The 22473-nt window shown below is 39.4% G+C and carries 17 protein-coding genes, 1 tRNA gene, 3 other RNA genes and 1 pseudogene; 10 read left to right on the forward strand and 12 right to left on the reverse strand.

Going from position 1 to position 22473, the window contains the following annotated elements; translation table 11 throughout:
• On the forward strand, positions 1-406 hold a 406-nt coding region (locus AACS92_RS00005; protein WP_153044716.1), incomplete at its 5' end, for a transposase.
• A gap of 54 nt (positions 407-460) precedes the next feature.
• On the opposite strand, the pseudogene AACS92_RS00010 reads toward AACS92_RS00005, so the two are convergent.
• The 7 genes and pseudogenes from AACS92_RS00010 to AACS92_RS00040 all read right to left on the reverse strand — a co-directional run.
• A pseudogene (locus tag AACS92_RS00010) lies at positions 461-595 on the reverse strand (ISAs1 family transposase); the annotation flags it as partial.
• A gap of 259 nt (positions 596-854) precedes the next feature.
• Entirely contained in the window at positions 855-1856 is a 1002-nt protein-coding gene (gene oppF / locus AACS92_RS00015; RefSeq protein ID WP_099108080.1) for a murein tripeptide/oligopeptide ABC transporter ATP binding protein OppF, read from the reverse strand.
• Positions 1853-2860 carry an ABC transporter ATP-binding protein gene (locus AACS92_RS00020; protein WP_099108081.1) on the reverse strand — a complete coding sequence of 336 codons (1008 nt, stop codon included), beginning with the start codon at positions 2858-2860 and terminating at the stop codon, positions 1853-1855. Before AACS92_RS00020 ends, oppF begins: the two co-directional genes overlap by 4 nt.
• A 9-nt stretch (positions 2861-2869) precedes the next feature.
• Complete coding sequence (gene oppC, locus AACS92_RS00025; RefSeq protein WP_099108082.1) at positions 2870-3778, reverse strand: oligopeptide ABC transporter permease OppC; 909 nt, start codon at positions 3776-3778, stop codon at positions 2870-2872.
• A gap of 14 nt (positions 3779-3792) precedes the next feature.
• Positions 3793-4713, reverse strand: coding sequence for an oligopeptide ABC transporter permease OppB (oppB, locus tag AACS92_RS00030; protein WP_099108083.1), 921 nt, complete (start codon positions 4711-4713; stop codon positions 3793-3795).
• Positions 4714-4797: 84 nt separating this feature from the next.
• Positions 4798-6438, reverse strand: coding sequence for an oligopeptide ABC transporter substrate-binding protein OppA (gene oppA, locus AACS92_RS00035; protein WP_099108084.1), 1641 nt, complete (start codon positions 6436-6438; stop codon positions 4798-4800).
• Positions 6439-6562: 124 nt separating this feature from the next.
• Positions 6563-8203 carry an ABC transporter substrate-binding protein gene (locus tag AACS92_RS00040; RefSeq protein ID WP_099108085.1) on the reverse strand — a complete coding sequence of 547 codons (1641 nt, stop codon included), beginning with the start codon at positions 8201-8203 and terminating at the stop codon, positions 6563-6565.
• Positions 8204-9097: 894 nt separating this feature from the next.
• Here AACS92_RS00040 and adhE point away from each other — a divergent pair.
• Positions 9098-11743: a bifunctional acetaldehyde-CoA/alcohol dehydrogenase gene (adhE, locus tag AACS92_RS00045; protein ID WP_099108086.1), complete on the forward strand. Its 2646-nt coding sequence runs from the start codon at positions 9098-9100 to the stop codon at positions 11741-11743.
• Positions 11744-11846: 103 nt separating this feature from the next.
• On the opposite strand, the gene AACS92_RS00050 is transcribed toward adhE, so the two are convergent.
• The gene (locus AACS92_RS00050; RefSeq protein WP_099108087.1) at positions 11847-12452 is read right to left on the reverse strand and encodes a thymidine kinase; all 606 of its coding nucleotides are present in this window, start codon (positions 12450-12452) and stop codon (positions 11847-11849) included.
• A gap of 644 nt (positions 12453-13096) precedes the next feature.
• Between AACS92_RS00050 and hns the strand changes: the two genes are divergently transcribed.
• Positions 13097-13498, forward strand: a complete 402-nt coding sequence (gene hns / locus AACS92_RS00055; RefSeq protein ID WP_099108088.1) for a histone-like nucleoid-structuring protein H-NS — start codon at positions 13097-13099, stop codon at positions 13496-13498.
• Between the two features lie 226 nt (positions 13499-13724).
• On the opposite strand, the gene AACS92_RS00060 is transcribed toward hns, so the two are convergent.
• From AACS92_RS00060 to galU, 3 genes are read right to left on the reverse strand one after another with little or no spacing between them, the layout of a single operon-like run.
• Positions 13725-14735, reverse strand: coding sequence for an NAD-dependent epimerase (locus AACS92_RS00060; RefSeq protein ID WP_099108089.1), 1011 nt, complete (start codon positions 14733-14735; stop codon positions 13725-13727).
• 8 nt (positions 14736-14743) lie between these two features.
• Entirely contained in the window at positions 14744-16087 is a 1344-nt protein-coding gene (locus tag AACS92_RS00065) for a UDP-glucose dehydrogenase family protein (RefSeq protein ID WP_099108090.1), read from the reverse strand.
• A 24-nt stretch (positions 16088-16111) separates the two neighbouring features.
• The gene (galU, locus tag AACS92_RS00070; protein ID WP_099108091.1) at positions 16112-17029 is read right to left on the reverse strand and encodes a UTP--glucose-1-phosphate uridylyltransferase GalU; all 918 of its coding nucleotides are present in this window, start codon (positions 17027-17029) and stop codon (positions 16112-16114) included.
• A 456-nt stretch (positions 17030-17485) separates the two neighbouring features.
• Between galU and AACS92_RS00075 the strand changes: the two genes are divergently transcribed.
• From AACS92_RS00075 to AACS92_RS00100, 6 genes are all read left to right on the forward strand, one after another.
• Complete coding sequence (locus tag AACS92_RS00075) at positions 17486-17947, forward strand: YchJ family protein (RefSeq protein WP_099108092.1); 462 nt, start codon at positions 17486-17488, stop codon at positions 17945-17947.
• Positions 17948-18006: 59 nt separating this feature from the next.
• The gene (gene purU / locus AACS92_RS00080; RefSeq protein WP_099108093.1) at positions 18007-18855 is read left to right on the forward strand and encodes a formyltetrahydrofolate deformylase; all 849 of its coding nucleotides are present in this window, start codon (positions 18007-18009) and stop codon (positions 18853-18855) included.
• 131 nt (positions 18856-18986) lie between these two features.
• A tRNA-Tyr gene (locus AACS92_RS00085) sits at positions 18987-19071 on the forward strand.
• A 42-nt stretch (positions 19072-19113) separates the two neighbouring features.
• Positions 19114-19246, forward strand: a non-coding RNA gene (locus AACS92_RS00090) — RtT sRNA.
• Positions 19247-19288: 42 nt separating this feature from the next.
• Positions 19289-19421, forward strand: a non-coding RNA gene (locus AACS92_RS00095) — RtT sRNA.
• A 42-nt stretch (positions 19422-19463) separates the two neighbouring features.
• A non-coding RNA gene (locus AACS92_RS00100) (RtT sRNA) lies at positions 19464-19596 on the forward strand.
• Positions 19597-19996: 400 nt separating this feature from the next.
• Here the strand turns inward: AACS92_RS00100 and AACS92_RS00105 are convergent.
• The gene (locus tag AACS92_RS00105; protein ID WP_099108094.1) at positions 19997-20860 is read right to left on the reverse strand and encodes a LysR family transcriptional regulator; all 864 of its coding nucleotides are present in this window, start codon (positions 20858-20860) and stop codon (positions 19997-19999) included.
• Positions 20861-21509: 649 nt separating this feature from the next.
• Between AACS92_RS00105 and xthA the strand changes: the two genes are divergently transcribed.
• The gene (gene xthA, locus AACS92_RS00110) at positions 21510-22316 is read left to right on the forward strand and encodes an exodeoxyribonuclease III (protein WP_099108095.1); all 807 of its coding nucleotides are present in this window, start codon (positions 21510-21512) and stop codon (positions 22314-22316) included.
• The last annotated feature ends 157 nt before the right edge of the window (positions 22317-22473 follow it).

The raw sequence follows: 22473 nt of genomic DNA on the forward strand, positions 1-22473 counted from the left end.
ATTGTTAGCCGTGAAACTCACCGCAGGAAACACGGATGATCGCCAGCCAGTCAAAGCGCTGACAAAAGGATTAACAGGCTGTTTGTATGGTGATAAAGGGTACTTGTCCCAGGCTTTATGTGATGAATTAGAAGCGGAAGGTGTCACGTTAATCACGAATGTCCGGAGTAACATGAAAGCCAAGGCATTATCTCTCTGGGATAGATTGATGTTAGGGCGGCGGTTTTTGATAGAAACCGTCGTCGATCAGCTCAAGAATATTTCTCAGATAGAGCATTCAAGGCATCGCAGTCAACTCGGTTTTTTATTGGAAGTTGCTGCTGGCCTTATTGCTTATACATTCCAACCTAAAAAACCGAGCTTGAATCTACGGGATAATGAGATCGCTATTTTTAAGCGAAGCTGAGGTTATGATTTAGCTATATGAATGAAAAATCAAGCATCTTCAATTACGATTGGTATAATCCACTCCCACTTTATTTAACTGATGAGCAATCGCCTTTTGGCACCCCATGGCATCGATAGTCACCAGACTTCCGGACAAAACCAATCGTCGGAGTAACTCAGGAATAGCGGTAATTTCATTGGATTTACTATATAACCTGAATTCTGCTTAAGCTGTTACTGGAAAATATTCTTCTCAGTAGAAAACTTTCAGTGATGGCTTAAAACAAAATTCAGGTTATCTATTATATTTCATAAGAAATAAGAAATTTCACTATTGAGAGCTTAACCTTTGTTCTGGTAACTCCAAATGGAATAAGCTTAAGATTGGCAGCTAATATTCCTTCATGATGAGAACATGAAATAACTCTTAGTGATTATATAACATACTCATGATATTTATTTACTGACTACAGCGGATCTACCTTCAAACAAGAAACGGCATGTTTAAAGCTACCTTCCAGCAATGGTCGGGTTTTCGCACATTCCGCATCAGCCATTGGGCATCGGGTACGGAATACACATCCAGATGGCGGATTGATGGGTGAAGGCAGTTCCCCTTCCAGTAATTCAATCTGTTTGTAACGCTCTTTATCAGGGTCAGGAATCGGCACTGCTGACATCAATGCTCGGGTATATGGGTGCAGAGGATTATGGTACACCTCGTCGTAAGTCCCTAGTTCGACTGCGTTCCCCAGATACATCACTAATACGCGATCTGAAATATGCTTCACTATCGAAAGATCGTGAGCGATAAAAATCAGGGAAAGCCCCATTTCTCGTTGCAAATCCTGCAACAAATTTACAACCTGAGCCTGAATAGAAACATCCAATGCGGAAACAGGTTCGTCACAGATAATCAGTTTAGGTTCCAATATCAGGGCGCGGGCAATTCCGATACGCTGGCACTGACCACCTGAAAATTCATGAGGATAACGGTTAATCAGGTTCGGTAATAACCCTACCTTCATCATCATTTTTTTGACTTTTTCTTTTATCTCCACATCTTTCATTTTGGGATAATAGGTTTTCAGTGGCTCGGCGATGATGTCACCGATAGTCATACGCGGATTAAGAGAAGCCAAAGGATCCTGAAAAATCATCTGGATATCATTGCGAATATCCCGCCACTGTTTGTCATTGAGATCAAATAGATTCTGGCCAAGCCAGGTCACTGAGCCACCAGAGGCTTTGACTAATCCAATAATTGCTCTGGCAAGTGTTGATTTACCACAACCGGATTCCCCTACTACGCCCAGTGTTTCCCCTTCGTATAATCGCAGGGTAACTCCATCTACGGCTTTCAACTCTTTAGAAGGCTGCCAAAACCACTGCTTACCATCTTTGATATCAAAGTAAACTTTCAGATCATCCACTTCCAGAAGGACTTTTTTTTCAGTAACTGTATTCATACTAATTCCTCCTGACGTCTGAAGCAGGCACGCAAGCGTCCGGGGTTAAATAGTTCCAGCGGGGGTTCTTCACTCACACAATGTTCAGTAGCAAACTGGCAACGAGGCTGAAATGGGCAACCTTTTGGTAAGCGCAGTAAATTTGGTGGATTACCCTGAATTGTAGCCAAAGATTCTTCATCGCCATCCAGCCGGGGAACTGCATTAAGCAAGCCAATCGAATAAGGATGGGTAGGATGGTAAAATATGTCACGAGCAGTACCATATTCCATCGTCCTGCCTGCATACATAACCAACACCTTGTCACAAATACCAGCAACAACACCCAGATCATGGGTAATCATAATAATGGCGGTATTCAGTTCTTTTTTTAATTCGTTCAGCAATGTCATGATCTGTGCCTGAACAGTAACGTCCAGTGCAGTCGTCGGCTCATCTGCAATCAATAGTTTAGGCTGGCACAATAATGCCATTGCTATCATGACACGCTGGCGCATTCCGCCAGAAAATTCATGCGGAAACATTTTCATCCGCTTACGCGCTTCAGGCATCTTAACAGCATCCAGCATTCGAACAGACTCTTCGAAAGCCTCACTTTTGCTCATATTTTTATGTAGCATCAGCACTTCGATAAGTTGCTCACCTACGCGCATATAAGGGTTAAGAGATGTCATCGGATCTTGGAAGATCATTGAGATTTCTTCCGCCCGCATTTTATTCAGCGCTTTTTCTTGTAGATTAAGAATTTCACGTCCGTTAAAAACAGCAGAACCACTGACAGTACCATTACTGGCCAGTAAACCCATCAAGGCAAAGGCTGTCTGAGATTTACCAGAACCGGATTCACCAACAATACCCAGAGTTTCCCCAGCCTGTAAGTCAAAATTTAGTTTATTTACTGCTGTTACGTTGCCATCAGGCGTACTGAATACCACATTTAAATCTTTCACCGTTAATAGTGATTCAGCGCTTTTAGCATGTTTTATCGTTTCTACGCTATTCATAGGCTCTCCTTAACGGTCTTTAGGGTCGAGGGCATCTCGTAGGCCGTCACCAATAAAGTTAAAACAGAACAGGGTTAACACCAGAAAGCCCGCAGGAAACAGGAGTAACCACGGAGCCACTTCCATTGAGTTGGCACCATCGCTTAATAATGCCCCCCAGCTACTGAGCGGCTCTTGTGTTCCCAAACCAAGAAAGCTCAGGAAAGATTCAAACAGGATCATGCTTGGTACTAATAATGAAGCATAAACCACCACAACACCCAACACATTCGGCACAATATGACGCAGAACTATATTACGGCTGGATACACCACACACCAGTGCGGCTTCAATGAATTCCTTGCGTTTGAGGCTCAATGTCTGTCCCCGGACAATACGCGCCATGTCCAGCCATGACACCATGCCTATCGCAACAAAAATCAGCAGAATGTTTTGCCCAAAGAAAGTCACTAACAGGATGACGAAGAACATAAATGGGAAGGAGTTCAGAATTTCCAGCAGACGCATCATGACCATATCGACTTTGCCACCAAGATAGCCTGACATAGCACCATATAATGTGCCGAATATCACAGCAATCAAAGCCGCTGCTATCCCAACCATCAGTGAAATACGCCCACCAATAGCAACACGGACTAACAAATCACGGCCTGATGAATCTGTACCAAAATAGTGATGTGACTCAAAATCAGGAGGCATGGTCATCATGTTCCAGTCAGTATCATCGTAGGTGTACTGAGACAACATAGGCGCTAAAATGACGAACAATGTGATGACAAACAATATACATAAACTTGTAATTGCTGCTTTATTATGAATAAAACGACGACGTGCATCCTGCCACAAACTGCGGCCTTCAATTTCCAGCTGCTCAGAAAAATTTTCCAGAGCTTCGCTATTTTTTTTATTCAGTAACATTGCGTGCTCCAGTCTTAGTAACGGATTTTCGGATCGATGACGGCATACAACACATCAACGATAGCGTTAAACATAATGGTCAGCCCACCCACCAGAATCGTCAGGCTCAGCACCAGTGAGTAGTCACGGTTTAAAGCGCCATTAACAAACAATTGCCCCAGACCGGGCAAACCGAAGATAGTTTCAATAACCATCGAGCCAGTAATAATGCCGACAAAGGCGGGCCCCATATAGGAAATGACAGGTAGTAAGGCTGGTTTCAGTGCATGGCGGAAAATAATCTTGCGTAATGGCAGTCCCTTGGCTCTTGCTGTTCGGATAAAGTTGGAATGCAGAACTTCAATCATGGAGCCACGAGTGATACGGGAAATACTGGCAATATAAGAAAGGGATAACGCAACCATCGGCAAGAGCATATATTTAGGCGCCCCACCATTCCAGCCGCCTCCCGGCAACCATTTTAGTGTAATTGCAAATATCAGAACTAATAAGGGAGCAACGACAAAACTGGGGATAACAACCCCTGTCATGGCAAACCCCATTACCGTGTAATCCCATTTTGTATTTTGATTCAGTGCCGCAATGACTCCCGCACTAACACCAAATATTACTGCCATAATAAAGGCAGCAGCACCTAATTTAGCAGAAACGGGCAACGCCTCTGCCACCAAATCATTTACACTGTAGTCCTTATATTTGAATGAAGGGCCAAAATCCCCTTTCGAAAGTTGAACCAAATAGTTGAAATATTGTTTATAGATAGGGTCATTCAGGTGATATTTCGCTTCGATATTCGCCATAACTTCAGGCGGGAGTTTTCTTTCTCCGGTAAATGGGCTGCCCGGCGCAAGACGCATCATGAAAAACGAAATGGTAATAAGAATGAAAAGTGTCGGGATCGCCTCTAAACAACGGCGTAAAATAAATTTCAGCATTGCCCGTTCCTATTGTCTGACCAAACCGTGGTCATTAATTATCTGATACACAGGTGGTTTATTACTTAAACCACCTGCTGATTCCTAATGTTTGATAATATAAAGATTTTTGGTATGGAAATTATCCAGCGGATCTTTACCGGTGTAACCACCTACGTAAGGTTTCAATAAAAAAGAGTTTGTATAGTAAAAGAGAGGTACAACAGCGGAATCTTTATCCAATTGTGCATTCGCCTTAGTATAAATTTCGGCGCGCTCTTCATCTGTCTTAGCTTGCAGTGACTGCGTCATTAAAGCATCAAACTCTTTGCTCTTATAATGAGCGGTATTGTTGCTGCTATTAGATAACATAGGATTCAGGAAGGTAGAGGCTTCGTTATAATCGGCACACCAGCCAGCTCGGGCGACGTCGTAATTGGCCTGATGGCGGGAGTCAAGGAACGTTTTCCATTCCTGATTTTCGAGAGAAACTTCAACCCCGATATTCTTTTTCCAGATAGAAGCGGCAGCAATAGCTAATTTTTTATGCAGATCGGAAGTATTATAAAGTAGCTTAACTTTTAACGGATTATCTTTGGTAAACCCGGCTTCTGCCAGAAGTTTTTTTGCTTCTTCATTGCGTTGTTGCTGAGTTAGTTTAGTATACCAATCCGGTTTTTCATCATGAAAATCAGCGATATAAGGTGGGGTATAACCATAAGCCGTTACATCTCCCTGATTTTTCACCTTATGAGTCATCAGCTCACTATCCATACCCAATTTTAGAGCAGTACGTACCCGGACATCATTAAATGGTGGTCTTTCGTTATTTATTTCATAGTAGTAAGTGCATAATTTCGGGCTAAAACGCAATTGTTCAGGGATCTCTTTTTTTAGTTTTTGAAATAATTCGACAGGTAAATTGGTATAAGTCATCTCGATTTCGCCAGCGCGATAACGATTGACATCAGTGACTTCAGAAGAGATAGGTAAAACAATAGTTTGATCAATAACGGTATTTTTATTATCCCAATACATCGGGTTACGTTCGAAAACAAGGCGCTCATTAATCACCCAACTTTTCACTTTATACGCACCGTTACCAACAAAATTCTGTGGTTGTGTCCATCTCTCTCCATATTTTTCAACGGTTGCACGATGGACAGGCGATGTTGATGTGTGAACCATTAATCGGACTAAATAAGGCACAGCCTCACTGAGGGTTAATTGGAAGGTATGGTCATCTAACGCTTTCACACCCAGGGTTTCCGTTTTTTTCTTACCACGGATAATTTCATCGACATTCAGAATGTGTGCATACTGCATATAACTTGCATAAGGGGATGCCGTGTTTGGATCGACTGCGCGCTGCCAGCTATAAACAAAATCCTGTGCAGTGACAGGATCACCATTTGACCATTTTGCATCTTTACGGAAATGGAATGTCCAAGTTTTAAAATCTGGGCTGTGTTCCCAGCTTTCTGCAACACCGGGAATAATGTTGCCATCAGGATCATTAATCACCAGTGTTTCAAACAAATCACGGGCAATATTTGATTCCGGCACGCCTTCTATTTTATGGGGATCCAGTGATTGTGGTTCAGAGCCATTGTTTCGTACCAGCGTTTGTTTTTCTGCCAGCTGTACACCCGTAGGAACCTCTGCCGCAAATGCCTGTACTCCGATCATCATGCCCAATGCTACTGCAACGCCAGCAGCAATTTTCTTTCTTGTTATATTTACCATCTTCTTATTACTCCTATTGATTCATCTGGCTTTCGTAAAAGCCATCCCATTTTCAGGGTTAATTATTTTCTGCATCCCAAAAGGAATCGTTTTATTTACAGCAATAGAATATTTGTAATAACAATTAGTTATCTAATTTCTTAATATATAAATTCTTAAGATCAACATAATCGAGAGGATCCTTTCCTGTCATACCACCGACAGTCGGACGAATCAGGCGTGTGGAAACCCGGTAATACACAGGAATTGTTCCTGAATCAGCATCAAGCTGAGCTTCCGCCTTTTGATAAAATTCTTTACGTGTTTTCTCATCTTTGGCTGTCAGAGCCTGATTGAGGTAGTTATCAAAGGCTTCACTGTTATAGAATGACGTATTATTACTGCTATCTGATAAGTAATAATTTAGGAAGGATGAAGGTTCATTATAATCGCCGCACCATGTTGCTCTTACTACGTCATAATTTCCCTGATGACGATTTTGCAATGAAGTTTTCCATTCCTGATTTTGTAACGTGACTTTCGCACCAATATTCTTCTGCCACATAGATGCGGCTGCAATAGCCTGCTGTTTGTTTTGTTCTGAAGTGTTATAGAGCAGGCTAAATTTGAGAGGGTTACTGGAATCAAAACCCGCTTCTTTTAATAATTCTCTTGCCCGTTGATTACGTTGCTCCTGTGTCCAGCTTGCCCACTCTGGATTAACAGTAAGGCCACCACCAATATAGGTAGGAGTGAAACCGTATGCCGGAATTTGTCCCTGCCCCATAATCTTTTCAGTGACAATATCTCTGTCAAGGCTCAGCTTAATGGCTTCACGCACTCGTTTATCTTTAAATAACGGATTTTTGTGATTAATTTCGTAATAAAATGTACATAGATAAGGTACTGTTCGGAGTTGATCAGGAATATCTTGTTTCATTTTATGATAGAGTTCTGGCGGGATAGCATCATGAGTGATATCCACTTCCCCACTGCGATAACGGTTTACATCACTGACACCCGAAACAATAGGCAGTAAAATGCCTTTTTCTATAATGGATTCTTTATCATTCCAGTAGTGCGGGTTGCGTGTTAAAACCATTCGCTCATTAATAACCCACTCTTTTAATATATAAGATCCGTTGCCAATAAAATTTTCTGGGGAAGTCCATTTAATGCCAAATTTTTCTACAACATCCTGCCGCACAGGTTTCAGCGGAGTATGGCTTAACATGTTAATAAGATAAGGAACAGGGCGACTTAGTGTTACCTGAAAACGCTGATCATCCAGTGCCTTTACACCCAACTGTTCAGGCGATTTTGTTCCTTGTAAGATATTATCTGCGTTCAATATATAGGTATATTGTAAATAGCTGGCATAAGGGGAACCTACTTTTGGATCAGAAAGACGGCGCCAGCTATAGACAAAATCCTGTGCCGTGACTGGTTTGCCATCACTCCATTTAGCATCTTTACGTAGATAAAAAGTCCATACCTGATGGCCTTCATTTTCCCATTTTTCGGCTACTCCCGGCACAGTTTCGCCATTCAGATCAGTAGTCACCAACCCTTCAAATAAATTACGAATAACATTGGTTTCTGGACCACCTTCAACGACATGAGGGTCTAATGACACAACCTCAACACCATTATTAATGGTAACTTCCTGTTTTTCTGCCAACACTACCCCAGCGGGAACTTTCGCCGCCATCCCTTGTGCTATGGGAAACGATAATAAAACGATAGAAGAAATCAACTGACTCAACTTTGATGGTATTTTTCTCATTATTCTCTCCAAGTGATAAACAGCAAATTAATCGTTTTTTAATCTAACAATCCCGATAACCTATTTTATTAAATAAAGATAATTTATGTGTTTAAGATTCAACCCACACTAGGTTTGTTATACTATTTTTTATAATATGTTTATTAAATCATTAAAGTAATTGTTTGTTCTTAGATATAAGATGTAAACAGAGAAATCAATAACACTTTGATAAAAATAATTTTTCTCATTTGATTTTATCTATCGGATCACACTAAGATTCAAACAAAAAAAGAAAATAAACATTATTTTAACAAAATGCAATCATCACAGATTAAAAGACCATCTTCATCACAAAATATTGCAACAACATCCAGTAATAGACGGTTATGTCATGAATGTATGTGTCAAAAACAGTATTACTCAACTCGAAAAAACAAGCAGTTAAATAAATAATGGAAAGATTTTTAGTGAAAAATAGAAAAGCTTTTATTAACTAACCATACTCTTTATTGGATGTTTGTTAATTATTTTTCACTTATTTTATCATAAAATATATTACCAAAATTTACTTAACAAATAATTTTGTAAAAGTTAAATAAATATTTAAAATATTCCCTAATACTTTTTTTGATAATCATTATCAATAAACTAACAGCTGAATGGTATCAGCTTGCTGTTTTCATGATCTAAATCACTATTCAAAAATCCTCCGATGATAAGCTGTGTTCAAAAGCCATTCTCAGAAAAAACACATAAACCATTTTTAACAATATGAATTAATAAAGTTTTTTAAGGTAATTGGCACTATTTATGCAAGTATGTTGGTGACGAATTTCACGACATGACTTTCAGTCACAATAACCGAACAGCCAATTCCCTGAAAAAATTTAACTTTTATTAGGAGTAATCTTTATGGCTGTCACTCAGATTGCTGCACTGAACGAATTAGTTGCTTGCGTGAAAAAAGCTCAACGAGAATTCGCCAGCTTTTCACAGGAACAGGTTGACCAAATATTTCGTGCTGCTGCTTTTGCTGCTGCTGATGCTCGTATCCCGCTGGCGAAATTAGCTGTTTCTGAATCGGGAATGGGGGTTGTAGAAGATAAAGTAATCAAGAACCATTTTGCTTCTGAATACATTTATAACGCCTATAAAGATGATAAAACATGTGGAATTTTATCTGAGGATGATACTTTTGGTACAATCACTATAGCGGAACCTGTCGGTATTATTTGTGGTATTGTTCCGACAACCAACCCAACCTCAACCGCCATTTTCAAGGCGCTTATCAGCCTGAAAACCCGTAACGGTATTATTTTTTCTCCACACCCACGAGCTAAAAATGCCACAAATAAAGCAGCAGAAATCGTTTTAAAAGCGGCTGTCGCTGCTGGTGCACCAAAAGACATTATCGGCTGGATAGACGAACCGTCTGTTGAGCTCTCAAATGCGTTGATGCATCACCCTGATATTAATCTCATTCTGGCAACTGGCGGCCCCGGAATGGTAAAAGCCGCCTACAGCTCAGGTAAACCCGCTATCGGCGTTGGGGCAGGTAATACCCCTGTTGTGATTGATGAATCAGCAGACATCAAGCGGGCTGTTGCATCGATTTTAATGTCCAAAACGTTCGATAACGGTGTGATATGTGCTTCTGAACAATCTGTTATTGTGGTTGATAGTGTTTATAAACAAGTCCGTGAACGCTTTTCCAGTCATGGAGGTTATATCCTACAGGGGAAAGAACTGAAGGCAGTTCAAACTATTATTTTGAAAAATGGCAGCCTGAATGCCGCAATTGTCGGTCAGCCAGCCATAAAAATAGCAGAAATGGCGGGTATCAGCGTTCCCGAAAATACAAAAATTCTTATTGGTGAAGTTACAATTGTGGATGAAAAAGAACCATTCGCCCATGAAAAATTATCACCTTTATTAGCCATGTATCGGGGAAAAAATTTTGAAGATGCCGTCGGAAAAGCAGAAAAATTAGTTGAAATGGGGGGAATTGGTCATACCTCTTCACTTTATATCGACCAAGACAATCAAGCTACCCGAATTAAATATTTCGGCGATAAAATGAAAACGGCACGTATTTTAATTAATACTCCTGCATCTCAGGGTGGTATTGGTGACCTTTACAACTTTAAACTCTCCCCTTCCCTGACGCTCGGATGCGGCTCTTGGGGCGGAAACTCTATTTCAGAGAACGTCGGGCCAAAACATTTGATCAATACCAAAACTGTCGCAAAAAGAGCTGAAAATATGCTGTGGCATAAAATCCCTAAATCTATCTATTTCCGTCGTGGCTCATTACCAATCGCTCTAGAAGAAGTGGCAACGGATGGTGCCAAACGAGCCTTTATCGTGACAGACGCTTTCTTATTTAATAATGGTTATGCCGATCAAGTCATCAGGGTCTTAAAATCTCATAATGTAGAAACAGAAGTATTTTTTGAAGTTGAAGCTGACCCTACTTTAAGTATTGTCCGAAAAGGTGCTGAACAAATGCGTTTGTTCAAACCAGATATCATTATTGCTCTCGGTGGTGGCTCACCTATGGATGCAGCTAAAATCATGTGGGTAATGTATGAGCATCCTGAAACTCATTTTGAAGAATTGGCATTACGCTTTATGGATATTCGGAAACGTATCTATAAATTCCCCAAAATGGGTATAAAAGCAAAAATGGTGGCTATTACAACCACCTCGGGTACTGGCTCAGAAGTCACACCTTTTGCTGTTGTTACTGATGATATCACTGGTCAGAAATATCCATTGGCAGATTATGCACTGACACCGGATATGGCTATCGTTGATGCAAACCTTGTCATGGATATGCCCCAATCATTATGTGCTTTTGGTGGTTTAGATGCTGTCACCCATGCGTTGGAGGCTTATGTTTCTGTTTTAGCCAATGAATACTCTGATGGGCAGGCTTTACAGGCGTTAAAACTACTGAAAGATTTTCTCCCAGCCAGCTACCAGCAGGGAGCCCAGAACCCAGTGGCCCGTGAACGTGTCCATAATGCTGCAACTATCGCCGGGATCGCTTTCGCCAATGCCTTTTTAGGTGTCTGTCATTCTATGGCTCATAAACTTGGTTCTGAATTCCATATTCCACACGGATTAGCAAACGCTTTGCTTATCTGTAATGTAATACGCTATAACGCCAATGATAATCCAACTAAACAAACTGCATTCAGTCAATATGATCGCCCTCAAGCAAGACGCCGTTACGCTGAAATTGCAGAACATTTAGGATTAAGTAAAGCGGGTGACCGCACCGCTACTAAAATTGAAAAACTGCTGGCATGGTTAGAAGAATTAAAATCTCAACTTAATATTCCAGACTCAATCCGTGCGGCCGGAGTTCAGGAAAGTGATTTTCTGGCAAAAATTGATAAACTCGCAGAAGATTCCTTTGATGATCAATGTACCGGTGCAAACCCTCGTTACCCGCTAATTACTGAGTTAAAACAATTGTTGCTGGATTCTTTCTATGGACGTAAATTTATAGAATCGCCCATATCACAGGAAGGCGCTAAAATTGAAAAATAATAAGAAATAATAAACTAATGTAATCTAAAAGGCATCAGAGTATATCTGATGCCTTTTTATTAATTCATTTTTCTAATTTAATCGTATTACCCATACAAACGGATTATATCTGTTCAGCTTTTTTGGCTTTAGCTTCATGAATGACGTCATAATAGTGCCTACGGCACACTGAGACATATTTTTCGTTACCACCAATATCAACCTGTGCCCCATCATAAACAACATTCCCATCGCTGCCAAAACGCAGAACACGGCTTGCTTTTCTTCCACAATGACAGATTGTTTTCAGTTCAACTAATTTATCCGCCCAAGCAAGAAGATATTGGCTGCCTTTAAATAATTCGCCCTGAAAATCTGTTCTTAATCCATAACAGAGAACAGGAATATCATCGTAATCAACAATTTCACAAAGCTGTTCAACATGTTCTTTTGTTAAAAACTGACACTCATCAATCAAAATACAATGAATCTTTTCTGCATCATTTTCACGTCTGATAAGCTCAGCAATATTAATGTCTGGTGAAAACTGTAAGGCATCCGCAGATAGCCCAATACGGGAACTTACCTTCCCTTTTCCAAATCGTGTATCTATTTCTGCTGTAAAAATCAACGTCCTCATTCCTCTTTCGTTATAGTTATAGGAAGACTGTAATAATGAAGTTGATTTTCCTGCATTCATAGCAGAATAATAAAAATAAAGCTGAGCCATTGGCCCGTCCGTCCTCTTGTCAAATTTAATCAAGCAATATATCCCCGCAAGTTTACCACAAACTTAACTCAAGGTTATCCTTTGTTATTGACCCAATGGGATATGAAAGAAAAACGAAATGAAAGTAAAAGAAATATTTTTATGATAGTCATCACATTTGTGCATATAAAATCAGCACGATAAGCACTTACTGGATGACAAATGAACAAAATTAATATCAGAAGTAAATATCGATTTTATATTCCACAATTTGCATATTAATAATCAAAACGGTTTACTTTTACTCGACCCATATCGCTATAATCATAACTAGTGGATTACCCATAAAAAAAATTTCATCTCACACTTGAAAACCAATTTATTTTCAGATGAATAGTTAGCATATCTTACAGATTGACTATAAATTAGTTTTATATGTCTAAGTTAATCCTTGAGCAGCTTTGAGTAATCTACGTCTAACCGTTATCGAGAAATGATAAATCCAATAGTAGAATTAAAACACAATATATCGATTATCAAAAAAATTGCATTTTAAAAATGGATCTTTTAGCCTTAGAAAGTAAATTCACTATTGCAGAAAATAAAATAGCATTCTATTATTATCCATACATCAGCCATCATCATTATAATTTGAGACCAGGACAATGAGCGAAAATTTAAAATCCCTAAATAACATCCGTACTTTGCGCGCACAAGCAAGAGAATGTGAACTTGCTACTTTAGAAGAAATGCTGGAGAAACTGACGATTGTTGTTGAAGAACGTCGTGATGAAGAAAGCCAGGCTCGTGCTCAAATAGAAGAGCGCACACGTAAACTTCAAGAATACCGTGAAATGCTGGAAAAAGACGGTATCGAATTAAGCGATTTAGTAGACGCTTTAAGTGGTAAAGCTTCTGGTAAATCTAAGCGTGCTACTCGCCCAGCTAAATATTCATATATTGACGAAGGCGAAACTAAAACTTGGACCGGCCAAGGCCGTACTCCAGCAGTAATCAAAAAAGCAATTGAAGAAGAAGGCAAAAGTCTGGAAGATTTTCTGATCTAATCAGTTACTTTGTCATCTAATAACAAAAATACCCTATGAAGGGTATTTTTGTTTTATGGTTAATAAACCTGACTAAGTTAATTATGGGCTGATGTACGAACACAACCGATTATATGCTCCTTTGCATTCTCGGTGTGAAAAAAACAATTTAACATTAACTTAGTTTTTTATTAACATAGAATTAAAAAAGGAGCTAATAGCTCCTTTTCTTATTATTAAACTAATGTTAAGACATCTGATAAAAATTCAGATACCAATCAACAAATTGTTTCACACCCTCTCTTATTGGTGTATTAGGAGAAAAACCAATTTTCTCGTACAGCGCCCTAGAGTCCGCACAAGTAGACAGCACATCGCCATCCTGAATTTCCATAAAGTTTTTCGCTGCTTTTATCCCTAATGAAGCTTCAATAGCTTCAATAAAATCACCTAATTTTGTTGGCTGGCCATTACCAATATTATAAATACGATATGGCGCTGAGCTAGCAGAGACTTGACCAGTTTCAACTGACCAATCTTTATTAGATTCGGGAATAATAGCCTGTAATCTGATTATAGACTCGACGATATCATCAATATATGTGAAATCCCTTACCATATCTCCATGATTATAAACATCAATAGGCCGCCCCTCTAACATCGCTTTAGTAAACTTAAATAAAGCCATATCAGGACGCCCCCATGGACCATATACCGTAAAGAAACGTAAACCTGTGGTTGGTAATTTATAAAGATGTGAATAACTGTGAGACATTAATTCATCAGCTTTTTTAGTCGCTGCGTATAAAGAGACCGGATGATCAACCGAATCATCAGTAGAAAATGGTTGTTTTTTATTTAACCCATATACTGAGCTTGAAGATGCATATAATAAATGCTCAATATTGTTGTGACGACATCCTTCAAGAATATTCATGTGACCAACAATATTGGCATCAATATATGCCATTGGGTTCTGTATTGAATAACGAACACCTGGTTGAGCCCCTAAATGGATAACTCTCTGAAATTGGTACTTAGTAAACAATTCAGCGATCCCGACTCTATCAGCTAAATCTAGTTTTTCAAATTTAAAACCGGGATGAGGGAGTAATAAATTTAATCTTGCCTGCTTCAAATTAACATCATAATAATCATTGATGTTATCAATGCCGACAACGTCATATCCCATATTCAATAACCGCTGGCTTACATGAAAACCAATAAAACCAGCGGAACCTGTTACTAAAAATTTCATATCATAACTCAAATAACTGGATTGATAGAGTCACCACGGCCAATTCCATAATATGTGAACCCTCTGGCTTGCAAGCGCTCCGGATCATAAAGATTACGTCCATCAAAAATAACCGGAGTGTTAAGCGAGTCTTTTATAAGATCAAAATCAGGTGCTCTAAAGTTTTGCCACTCCGTGCAAATAATAAGAGCATCAGCACCTTTTAAGGCTGCTTCTTTTGTTCCCATCAGAGCAAGATCATCGCGCTGCCCATAAATACGCTGAGTTTCCTGCATTGCTTCCGGATCATAAGCCTGTATTTTAGCACCACTTTCCCATAAGGCTTCCATCAATACCCGGCTTGATGCTTCTCGCATATCATCGGTATTAGGTTTAAATGATAGTCCCCATATGGCAAATGTTTTACCAGATAAATCGGTCCCAAAATGACGTTTAACGAAAGAAGGAAGTTTTCTTTTTTGTTTTTCGTTAACCAACTCAACTGCCTGTAAAATCTTTGGTGTATAGCCAATCTGCTCCGAAGTACGAATTAGTGCCTGAACATCTTTTGGAAAACATGAACCACCGTATCCACAACCCGGATAAATAAAATGATATCCAATACGTGAATCAGAACCAATCCCCTGACGTACATGTTCAATATCAGCGCCCAGCATTTCTGCCAGATTAGCAATTTCATTCATAAAGCTAATTTTGGTAGCTAACATGCAATTAGCAGCATATTTTGTCAGCTCTGCACTGCGGATATCCATAACTATCATGCGGTCATGGTTACGATTGAACGGCTCATACAGCTCTCTCATAACTTCAACCACACCATCGTCATCACAGCCAATGATAATGCGCTCAGGACGCATACAATCAGCAACCGCAGCACCCTCTTTCAAAAACTCAGGATTGGATACGACATGATATGGAATACTCATCCCACGTTCAGCTAAAACTGCCTGTATCACAGCTTTGACTTTATCCGCGGTGCCTACAGGGACAGTAGATTTATCAACCACCACTTTATGACTATCCATATTTTCTGCGATGGTACGGGCTACGGCAGTGACATATTGCAGATCTGCCGAGCCATCTTCATCGGGAGGTGTTCCGACAGCGATAAACTGTAATTTGCCATGTGCTACACCAGCTTTGGCATCTGTCGTAAAACTCAGACGCCCTTGTGCATAGTTTTTCTTAACCAGAGGTTCCAACCCTGGCTCAAAAATAGGGATCTGCCCATTTTTCAGGTTTTCAACTTTTTTTGCATCAACATCAACACAAAGTACGTCGTGCCCTACCTCAGCAAACACAGTTGCCTGGACTAAGCCAACGTAGCCAATACCAAATACAGTTACTTTCATCTCACATCCTAAATTACCAATAGATTATTTTTCAATCTGATCCTGCAAAGTCATAATCCAGTCTTTAAATGATTCTCCCAATTGCTTATGCTTCATTCCATATTCAACAAACGCCTGCATATAACCCAGTTTATTACCACAATCATGGCTACGGCCTTTTAAGTGATATGCTTCAACCGGTTCTTTTTCCATCAGCATAGCAATAGCATCAGTAAGCTGGATTTCATCCCCTGCACCCGGCGCAGTTTTTGCTAATAGCGGCCAGATTTTTTCAGATAGTACGTAACGACCTACAATAGAAAGATTCGATGGTGCCTCTTCAGGTTTAGGTTTTTCAACAACACGGGCAATCGGCTTACTGTCACCAGGTTGTAAATTTTCCCCAAAACAGTCAACAATACCATAGTCAGAAACGCTTTCATAAGGAACTGGCTCGACTAGTATCTGACTCGCACCATTCTCATTAAAACGTGACAACATTTCGCTCAGGTTGTATTTAGACAAGTCTGCGCTGTACTCATCCAAAATAACATCAGGCAGAATAACGGCAAACGGTTCATCCCCAATCAGTGGCTTAGCGCATAACACTGCATGCCCCAACCCTTTTGCAATACCCTGACGAGTTTGCATAATTGTCACATGACTTGGACAAATGGATTGCACTTCATCCAATAGCTGACGTTTAACCCTTCTTTCCAGAATCGCTTCCAGTTCAAAACTGGTATCAAAATGATTTTCTATCGAGTTTTTGGATGAGTGTGTAACCAGAATAATCTCGTTAATTCCTGCTTTAATACATTCATTAACAACATATTGAATCAGTGGCTTATCAACCAAAGGCAGCATTTCTTTAGGGATTGCTTTGGTCGCCGGCAACATCCTAGTTCCCAAGCCGGCAACAGGGATCACAGCTTTTTTTACTTTTTTATTTATGACTGACATTACATAATCTCCTGTGGCTACGTTATGGCTGAAAAACTCCTTTTACAGCATAAACGATAGCCCAAACTCTTTAAAAAATCGTATGTGTGAAAAATTGAATATGTGAAAAGAATCACATACTAAAAACAGCGCGCAAGAGTATATCAGCTAACTCAACCAGATATACAGTTAATGGAAGTTCAATTATATTTTTTATATGACAATGCATAACATTACCGTAGCAAATATACATACAAGATACATATATCTAACAAATATCCGTTTTATTATAGCGAAAGTGGGTATAACAGATGCCTCGGTAATATAGACAGCTATGGCTAGGTACACTCTGGGCAAACATTGCGACTAAGCTCTGTATTCAGGTATTATCAGATAAATTATTGCTAGTTATATTCCTACACACCCTTACAGTATTGTTCACATAAACAACAACCTTTTTAATTCACCGGAGTTATTTTGACAACAATATGCCCCTGCGGTAGCAGCTTATCTTTCGCACACTGCTGCGGCCCCTATCTTGATAATCATCGCACTGCCCCAAATGCTGAATCTCTGATGCGTTCCAGATATAGCGCTTATGTAACAAAAAATATTGATTATCTTATTGCAACCTGGCATCCCGACTGTAAAGCCGAAACCTGGCGTTCAGAAATAGAACAAAGCTTTGTCGGTGTCGAGTGGCTGGGATTGAATGTGATCAGCGCAGATAAAGGTCTACATAATGACGAAGCCTATGTCGAATTTTCAGCTTGCTTTATTGAACAGGCAAAGCAAGATAGACAACTGATACATGAGCGCTCCCGTTTTTTACGCATTGGACAACATTGGTTCTATATTGATGGTATTCGCCCTCAAACTGGACGCAATGACCCGTGCCCATGTGGTTCAGGAAAAAAATATAAAAAGTGCTGTAGTTAAAAACTATAAATTTCAAACAAAATCATTCACACAGTAAAAAATTTGAGGTTACATTATTCATGCAAAACGCAATCATACAAAAAAAAATCTTGCGTACTATTTGTCCTGATTCCAAAGGATTAATCGCGAAAATCACCAATATTTGTTATAAACATCAATTAAATATTGTTCAGAATAGTGAATTTGTTGACCACCTAACTGGCCGTTTTTTCATGCGTACAGAGCTGGAAGGTATCTTCAATGATGAAACATTTCTGACTGACCTAGATGATGCCCTTCCTACCGGCTCTAGCCGTGAATTAAATACAGCAGGCCGACGCCGTATTGTTATCATGGTAACAAAAGAAGCTCACTGTATTGGTGATATATTAGTAAAAAGCGCTTACGAAGGCTTGGATGTGGAAATAGCCGCAGTTATCGGTAACCACACCACTCTGCAATCATTAGTTGAGCAGTTTGGTATTCCATTCCATCATATCAGTCATGAAGGTTTAAGCCGGGAGCAACATGATGAAGCGCTAATGGCTCAGATTGATCAATATAATCCCGATTATGTTGTACTTGCTAAGTATATGCGCGTTTTAACACCGGCATTTGTTCAGCATTACCCGAATCAAATTATTAATATCCATCACTCATTCCTGCCTGCATTCATTGGAGCCCGCCCTTACCATCAAGCCTATGAACGTGGAGTTAAAATCATTGGTGCTACTGCACATTACGTCAATGATAATCTGGATGAAGGCCCTATCATCACTCAGGATGTAATTAATGTGGATCACGGTTATACGGCTGAGGACATGATGCGGGCAGGACGAGATGTTGAGAAAAATGTGCTGAGTAAAGCACTACACTCTGTTCTTTCCCAGCGAGTATTTGTCTATGGTAATCGCACTGTGATCTTATAATGGAATGAAATTTGCTCTCAGGGATTAAATAACCAGCACTTGATAGCTGATTTTTAAATATTTACTTTACAGCGGCGGTTCATTTGATATGATTCCGTCCGCTGACAACAACAGCGTACAATTCAAAATCTGGTGGGGTTCCCGAGCGGCCAAAGGGAGCAGACTGTAAATCTGCCGTCACAGACTTCGAAGGTTCGAATCCTTCCCCCACCACCATCTAATGATAGAACCTTAATCTGCCAACAAATAAAAAAATCCAATTAATCCCCAAAGGGAAGGATGAGAATCTTCGACCAAGGTTCGAATTGAGCGTAGCGAAATAACAGTACGCGCAGCGTATTGGCCCGTAGGATGAGGAACGAAGTGACGAATCATCCTTCCCCCACCACCATCTAATGATAAAACCTTAATCTGCCAACAAATAAAAAAATCCAATTAATCCCCAAAGGGAAGGATGAGAATCTTCGACCAAGGTTCGAATTGAGCGTAGCGAAATAACAGTACGCGCAGCGTATTGGCCCGTAGGATGAGGAACGAAGTGACGAATCATCCTTCCCCCACCACCATCTAATGATAAAACCTTAATCTGCCAACAAATAAAAAAATCCAATTAATCCCCAAAGGGAAGGATGAGAATCTTCGACCAAGGTTCGAATTGAGCGTAGCGAAATAACAGTACGCGCAGCGTATTGGCCCTTAGGGTGAGGAACGAAGTGACGAATCATCCTTCCCCCACCATCATCCAGATAATCCGTTTATTAGCTATCACATTACTCAAGTAAAATCACTTCCCACTTCAATGAAGAGCAATTTTCACGAGTTTCGTTAGGGAATTTATTGAAATTATTCGGCTATATTCAGATAAGCGCAATGAAATCACGATATGTGCGGCATTCTGAGCTGCGAGATAAAAAAATGTAAGGTGAGTATAAATCGTAGTGGCGCGTCATCCTTCCCCCACCATATTCAAAATTATATTCCATTATTTGCATTTACTGTCAAAGCTAACAGATATATTGCTTGGGGGAAGAACCATCTAATTTACTCAATGAGTAAATGAATATTTAAAAATTGGCGTACTCACAGAACACCAATAGCGGAGCTCTGGAAGATCTGCAATTCGCTCCGCTTATGCAATCGGTTACTCCATATCACTAACAGAATCGATAAAACGATTCAACACGCTTGAGTGTGATTTAGATTTATAGACGTAACACTGATTAACTGCATCAGCTCGTGAAATTGGAATAAAACCCAAACTCTTTCCTTCCTCTAATGCACCAGAACGGGCATCTGTAATAAAAATATAATCTTTAGACTGAATAAAATTAAGACAACACTCCATATTGTCCATTTGTCTTATATTAGCCTTTTCTCCATTTTTCTGCATATCCTCTTCTAAATTCTTTATAAAATCACTTTTATAGAGAACTGGATCGCATAACCATGTTTTATTTTTCAATAGCTGAGTTAAATCACCATTAGATTCATCAATTAATTCCTGACGACAACAAACGCCTAAATTCTGGCCTTCAATTTTTCGCACCAGACTGAATCTATCACTGAGGATTTTTTCAGAACTTAGGATTATGGTATTTCCCTCATAATCAACTATTTCATCGATGTTATCATAACTGAATCGTAATATATTAACTTGAGCATTATTTCTATCTGCAGCTTTATACAGCGAAATCAGATGTCTATCTTTCCCCCAATCATAGTAGATATTAACACTATTACAAATAGTCCCACTAAAGTGTTTCTTTGTAATTTCTTTTTCTTTCAAATAAAGTTCTTTTAAGTCATTATATAGCTCCGCTCCGTCTTTAGTCAGTATCATCCCAAACTTCTCCCTTTTAAATAAGCGCTTTCCTAACGTCGCCTCAAAGTCTTTAATTGATTTAGCGACTGGGGGAGTCGTACGGTTCATCACTCTTGCCGCTTTGCTTAAAGAACCCATTTCCACCACCGCCATGAATGCTTCTAATTTACGAGAAAAAAACATAATTCACCGTTCCTATGTAACTTGTGGCTAAAATAATATCCTTGAAATGGCCTTCTCATCAGGTAACCGCTAAATCAAACTTGATATTGTGAAGGTATAATTTTGTACAATAAAAATAGCTATTTTTCAAATGGCATTTATATGAAATGCCAGCCCCTGATGCAAAAATGCGGTTCAGATGAACTATATTATTCACCTGTATCATGATGAATATTCCATCGTGAATGTAAACCATTAATAAATATAAACATGGCCTACAGGTTCAATTTTCTATCAGAGATTGATTAACTCTTCTACTTTTTCATTAATTATTTTTTGTAACGCGTGACATAGAATAAATTTCAAGAACAAAAAATCTCACCTAAAAACATAATATCGAATGTGAATATAACAGAGCATTACTAATTAAATAAGCATTTATTTATTAAATCCCCATTTATTAATCGTATGCTTTTCTATTATTTGACATGATTACATTCTTTAAATTTGAATAATAAGCGAATTATATTCAATATCAGATTACATATATGAGTAAAATAGTGAAACATCTAGTTAATCTGCCTAAAATTATTATTTAATAAATGGTTACATTCTTATTTATATCTGATAAGATTGAAAAGAAAAACATTATTTAGGTGATTATAACGATATGAAATTTGTATCATTCAATATTAATGGACTGCGGGCGCGTCCTCACCAACTTGCTGCGATTGTTGAACAACATCAACCTGATGTTATCGGATTACAGGAAACAAAAGTTCATGATGAGATGTTTCCTTTAGAAGAGGTCAGTCAACTTGGCTATCATATCTTCTACCACGGTCAAAAATCTCATTATGGAGTTGCCCTACTGACTCGCCAACAGCCAACAGCTGTCAGGAAAGGTTTTCCAACTGACGACGATGATGCTCAACGCCGCATTATCATGGCAGATATCGAAACTCCTTCCGGCTTACTGACTGTGATTAATGGTTATTTTCCACAAGGTGAAAGTCGTAATCATGAGGTAAAATTCCCTGCAAAAGAGAAATTTTATCAGGATTTGCAAACCTATCTGGAAACAAATCAATCTCCGGGATCCAATATCCTCATTATGGGCGATATGAATATTAGCCCGACTGACCTAGATATTGGAATAGGAGAGAATAACCAGAAACGTTGGTTAAAAACCGGAAAGTGTTCTTTCCTGCCTGAAGAAAGGGAATGGATGGAACGTCTAAAAAACTGGGGGCTGGTTGATACATTCCGGGCCCATCATCCGGAAATCAGTGACCAATTCTCGTGGTTTGATTACCGCTCAAAAGGGTTTAACGATAACCGTGGACTTCGCATTGACTTGCTGCTTGCAAGTCAGCCATTAGCAGAAAAATGCCTTTCTGCTGGTATTGATTATGATATCCGCGCCATGGAAAAACCTTCCGATCACGCACCTGTCTGGGCTGAGTTTAAAATTTAAAATAAAATACAGCATCGCACAATTTCGGTGCTGTATTTTTCTCTCTTTATTTCTTAAATTAACCTGAATTCTGGATAAGAAATTGACGAGAGGCCTGTTCCAGGAGCAAAGTTTTGGTGAAAGCCTAAAACGACTCCGGGGAGGAACAGGCCATGGA

Origin of the sequence: Xenorhabdus sp. KJ12.1, from assembly GCF_963876495.1 — a bacterium.
Lineage (GTDB): Bacteria > Pseudomonadota > Gammaproteobacteria > Enterobacterales > Enterobacteriaceae > Xenorhabdus > Xenorhabdus stockiae.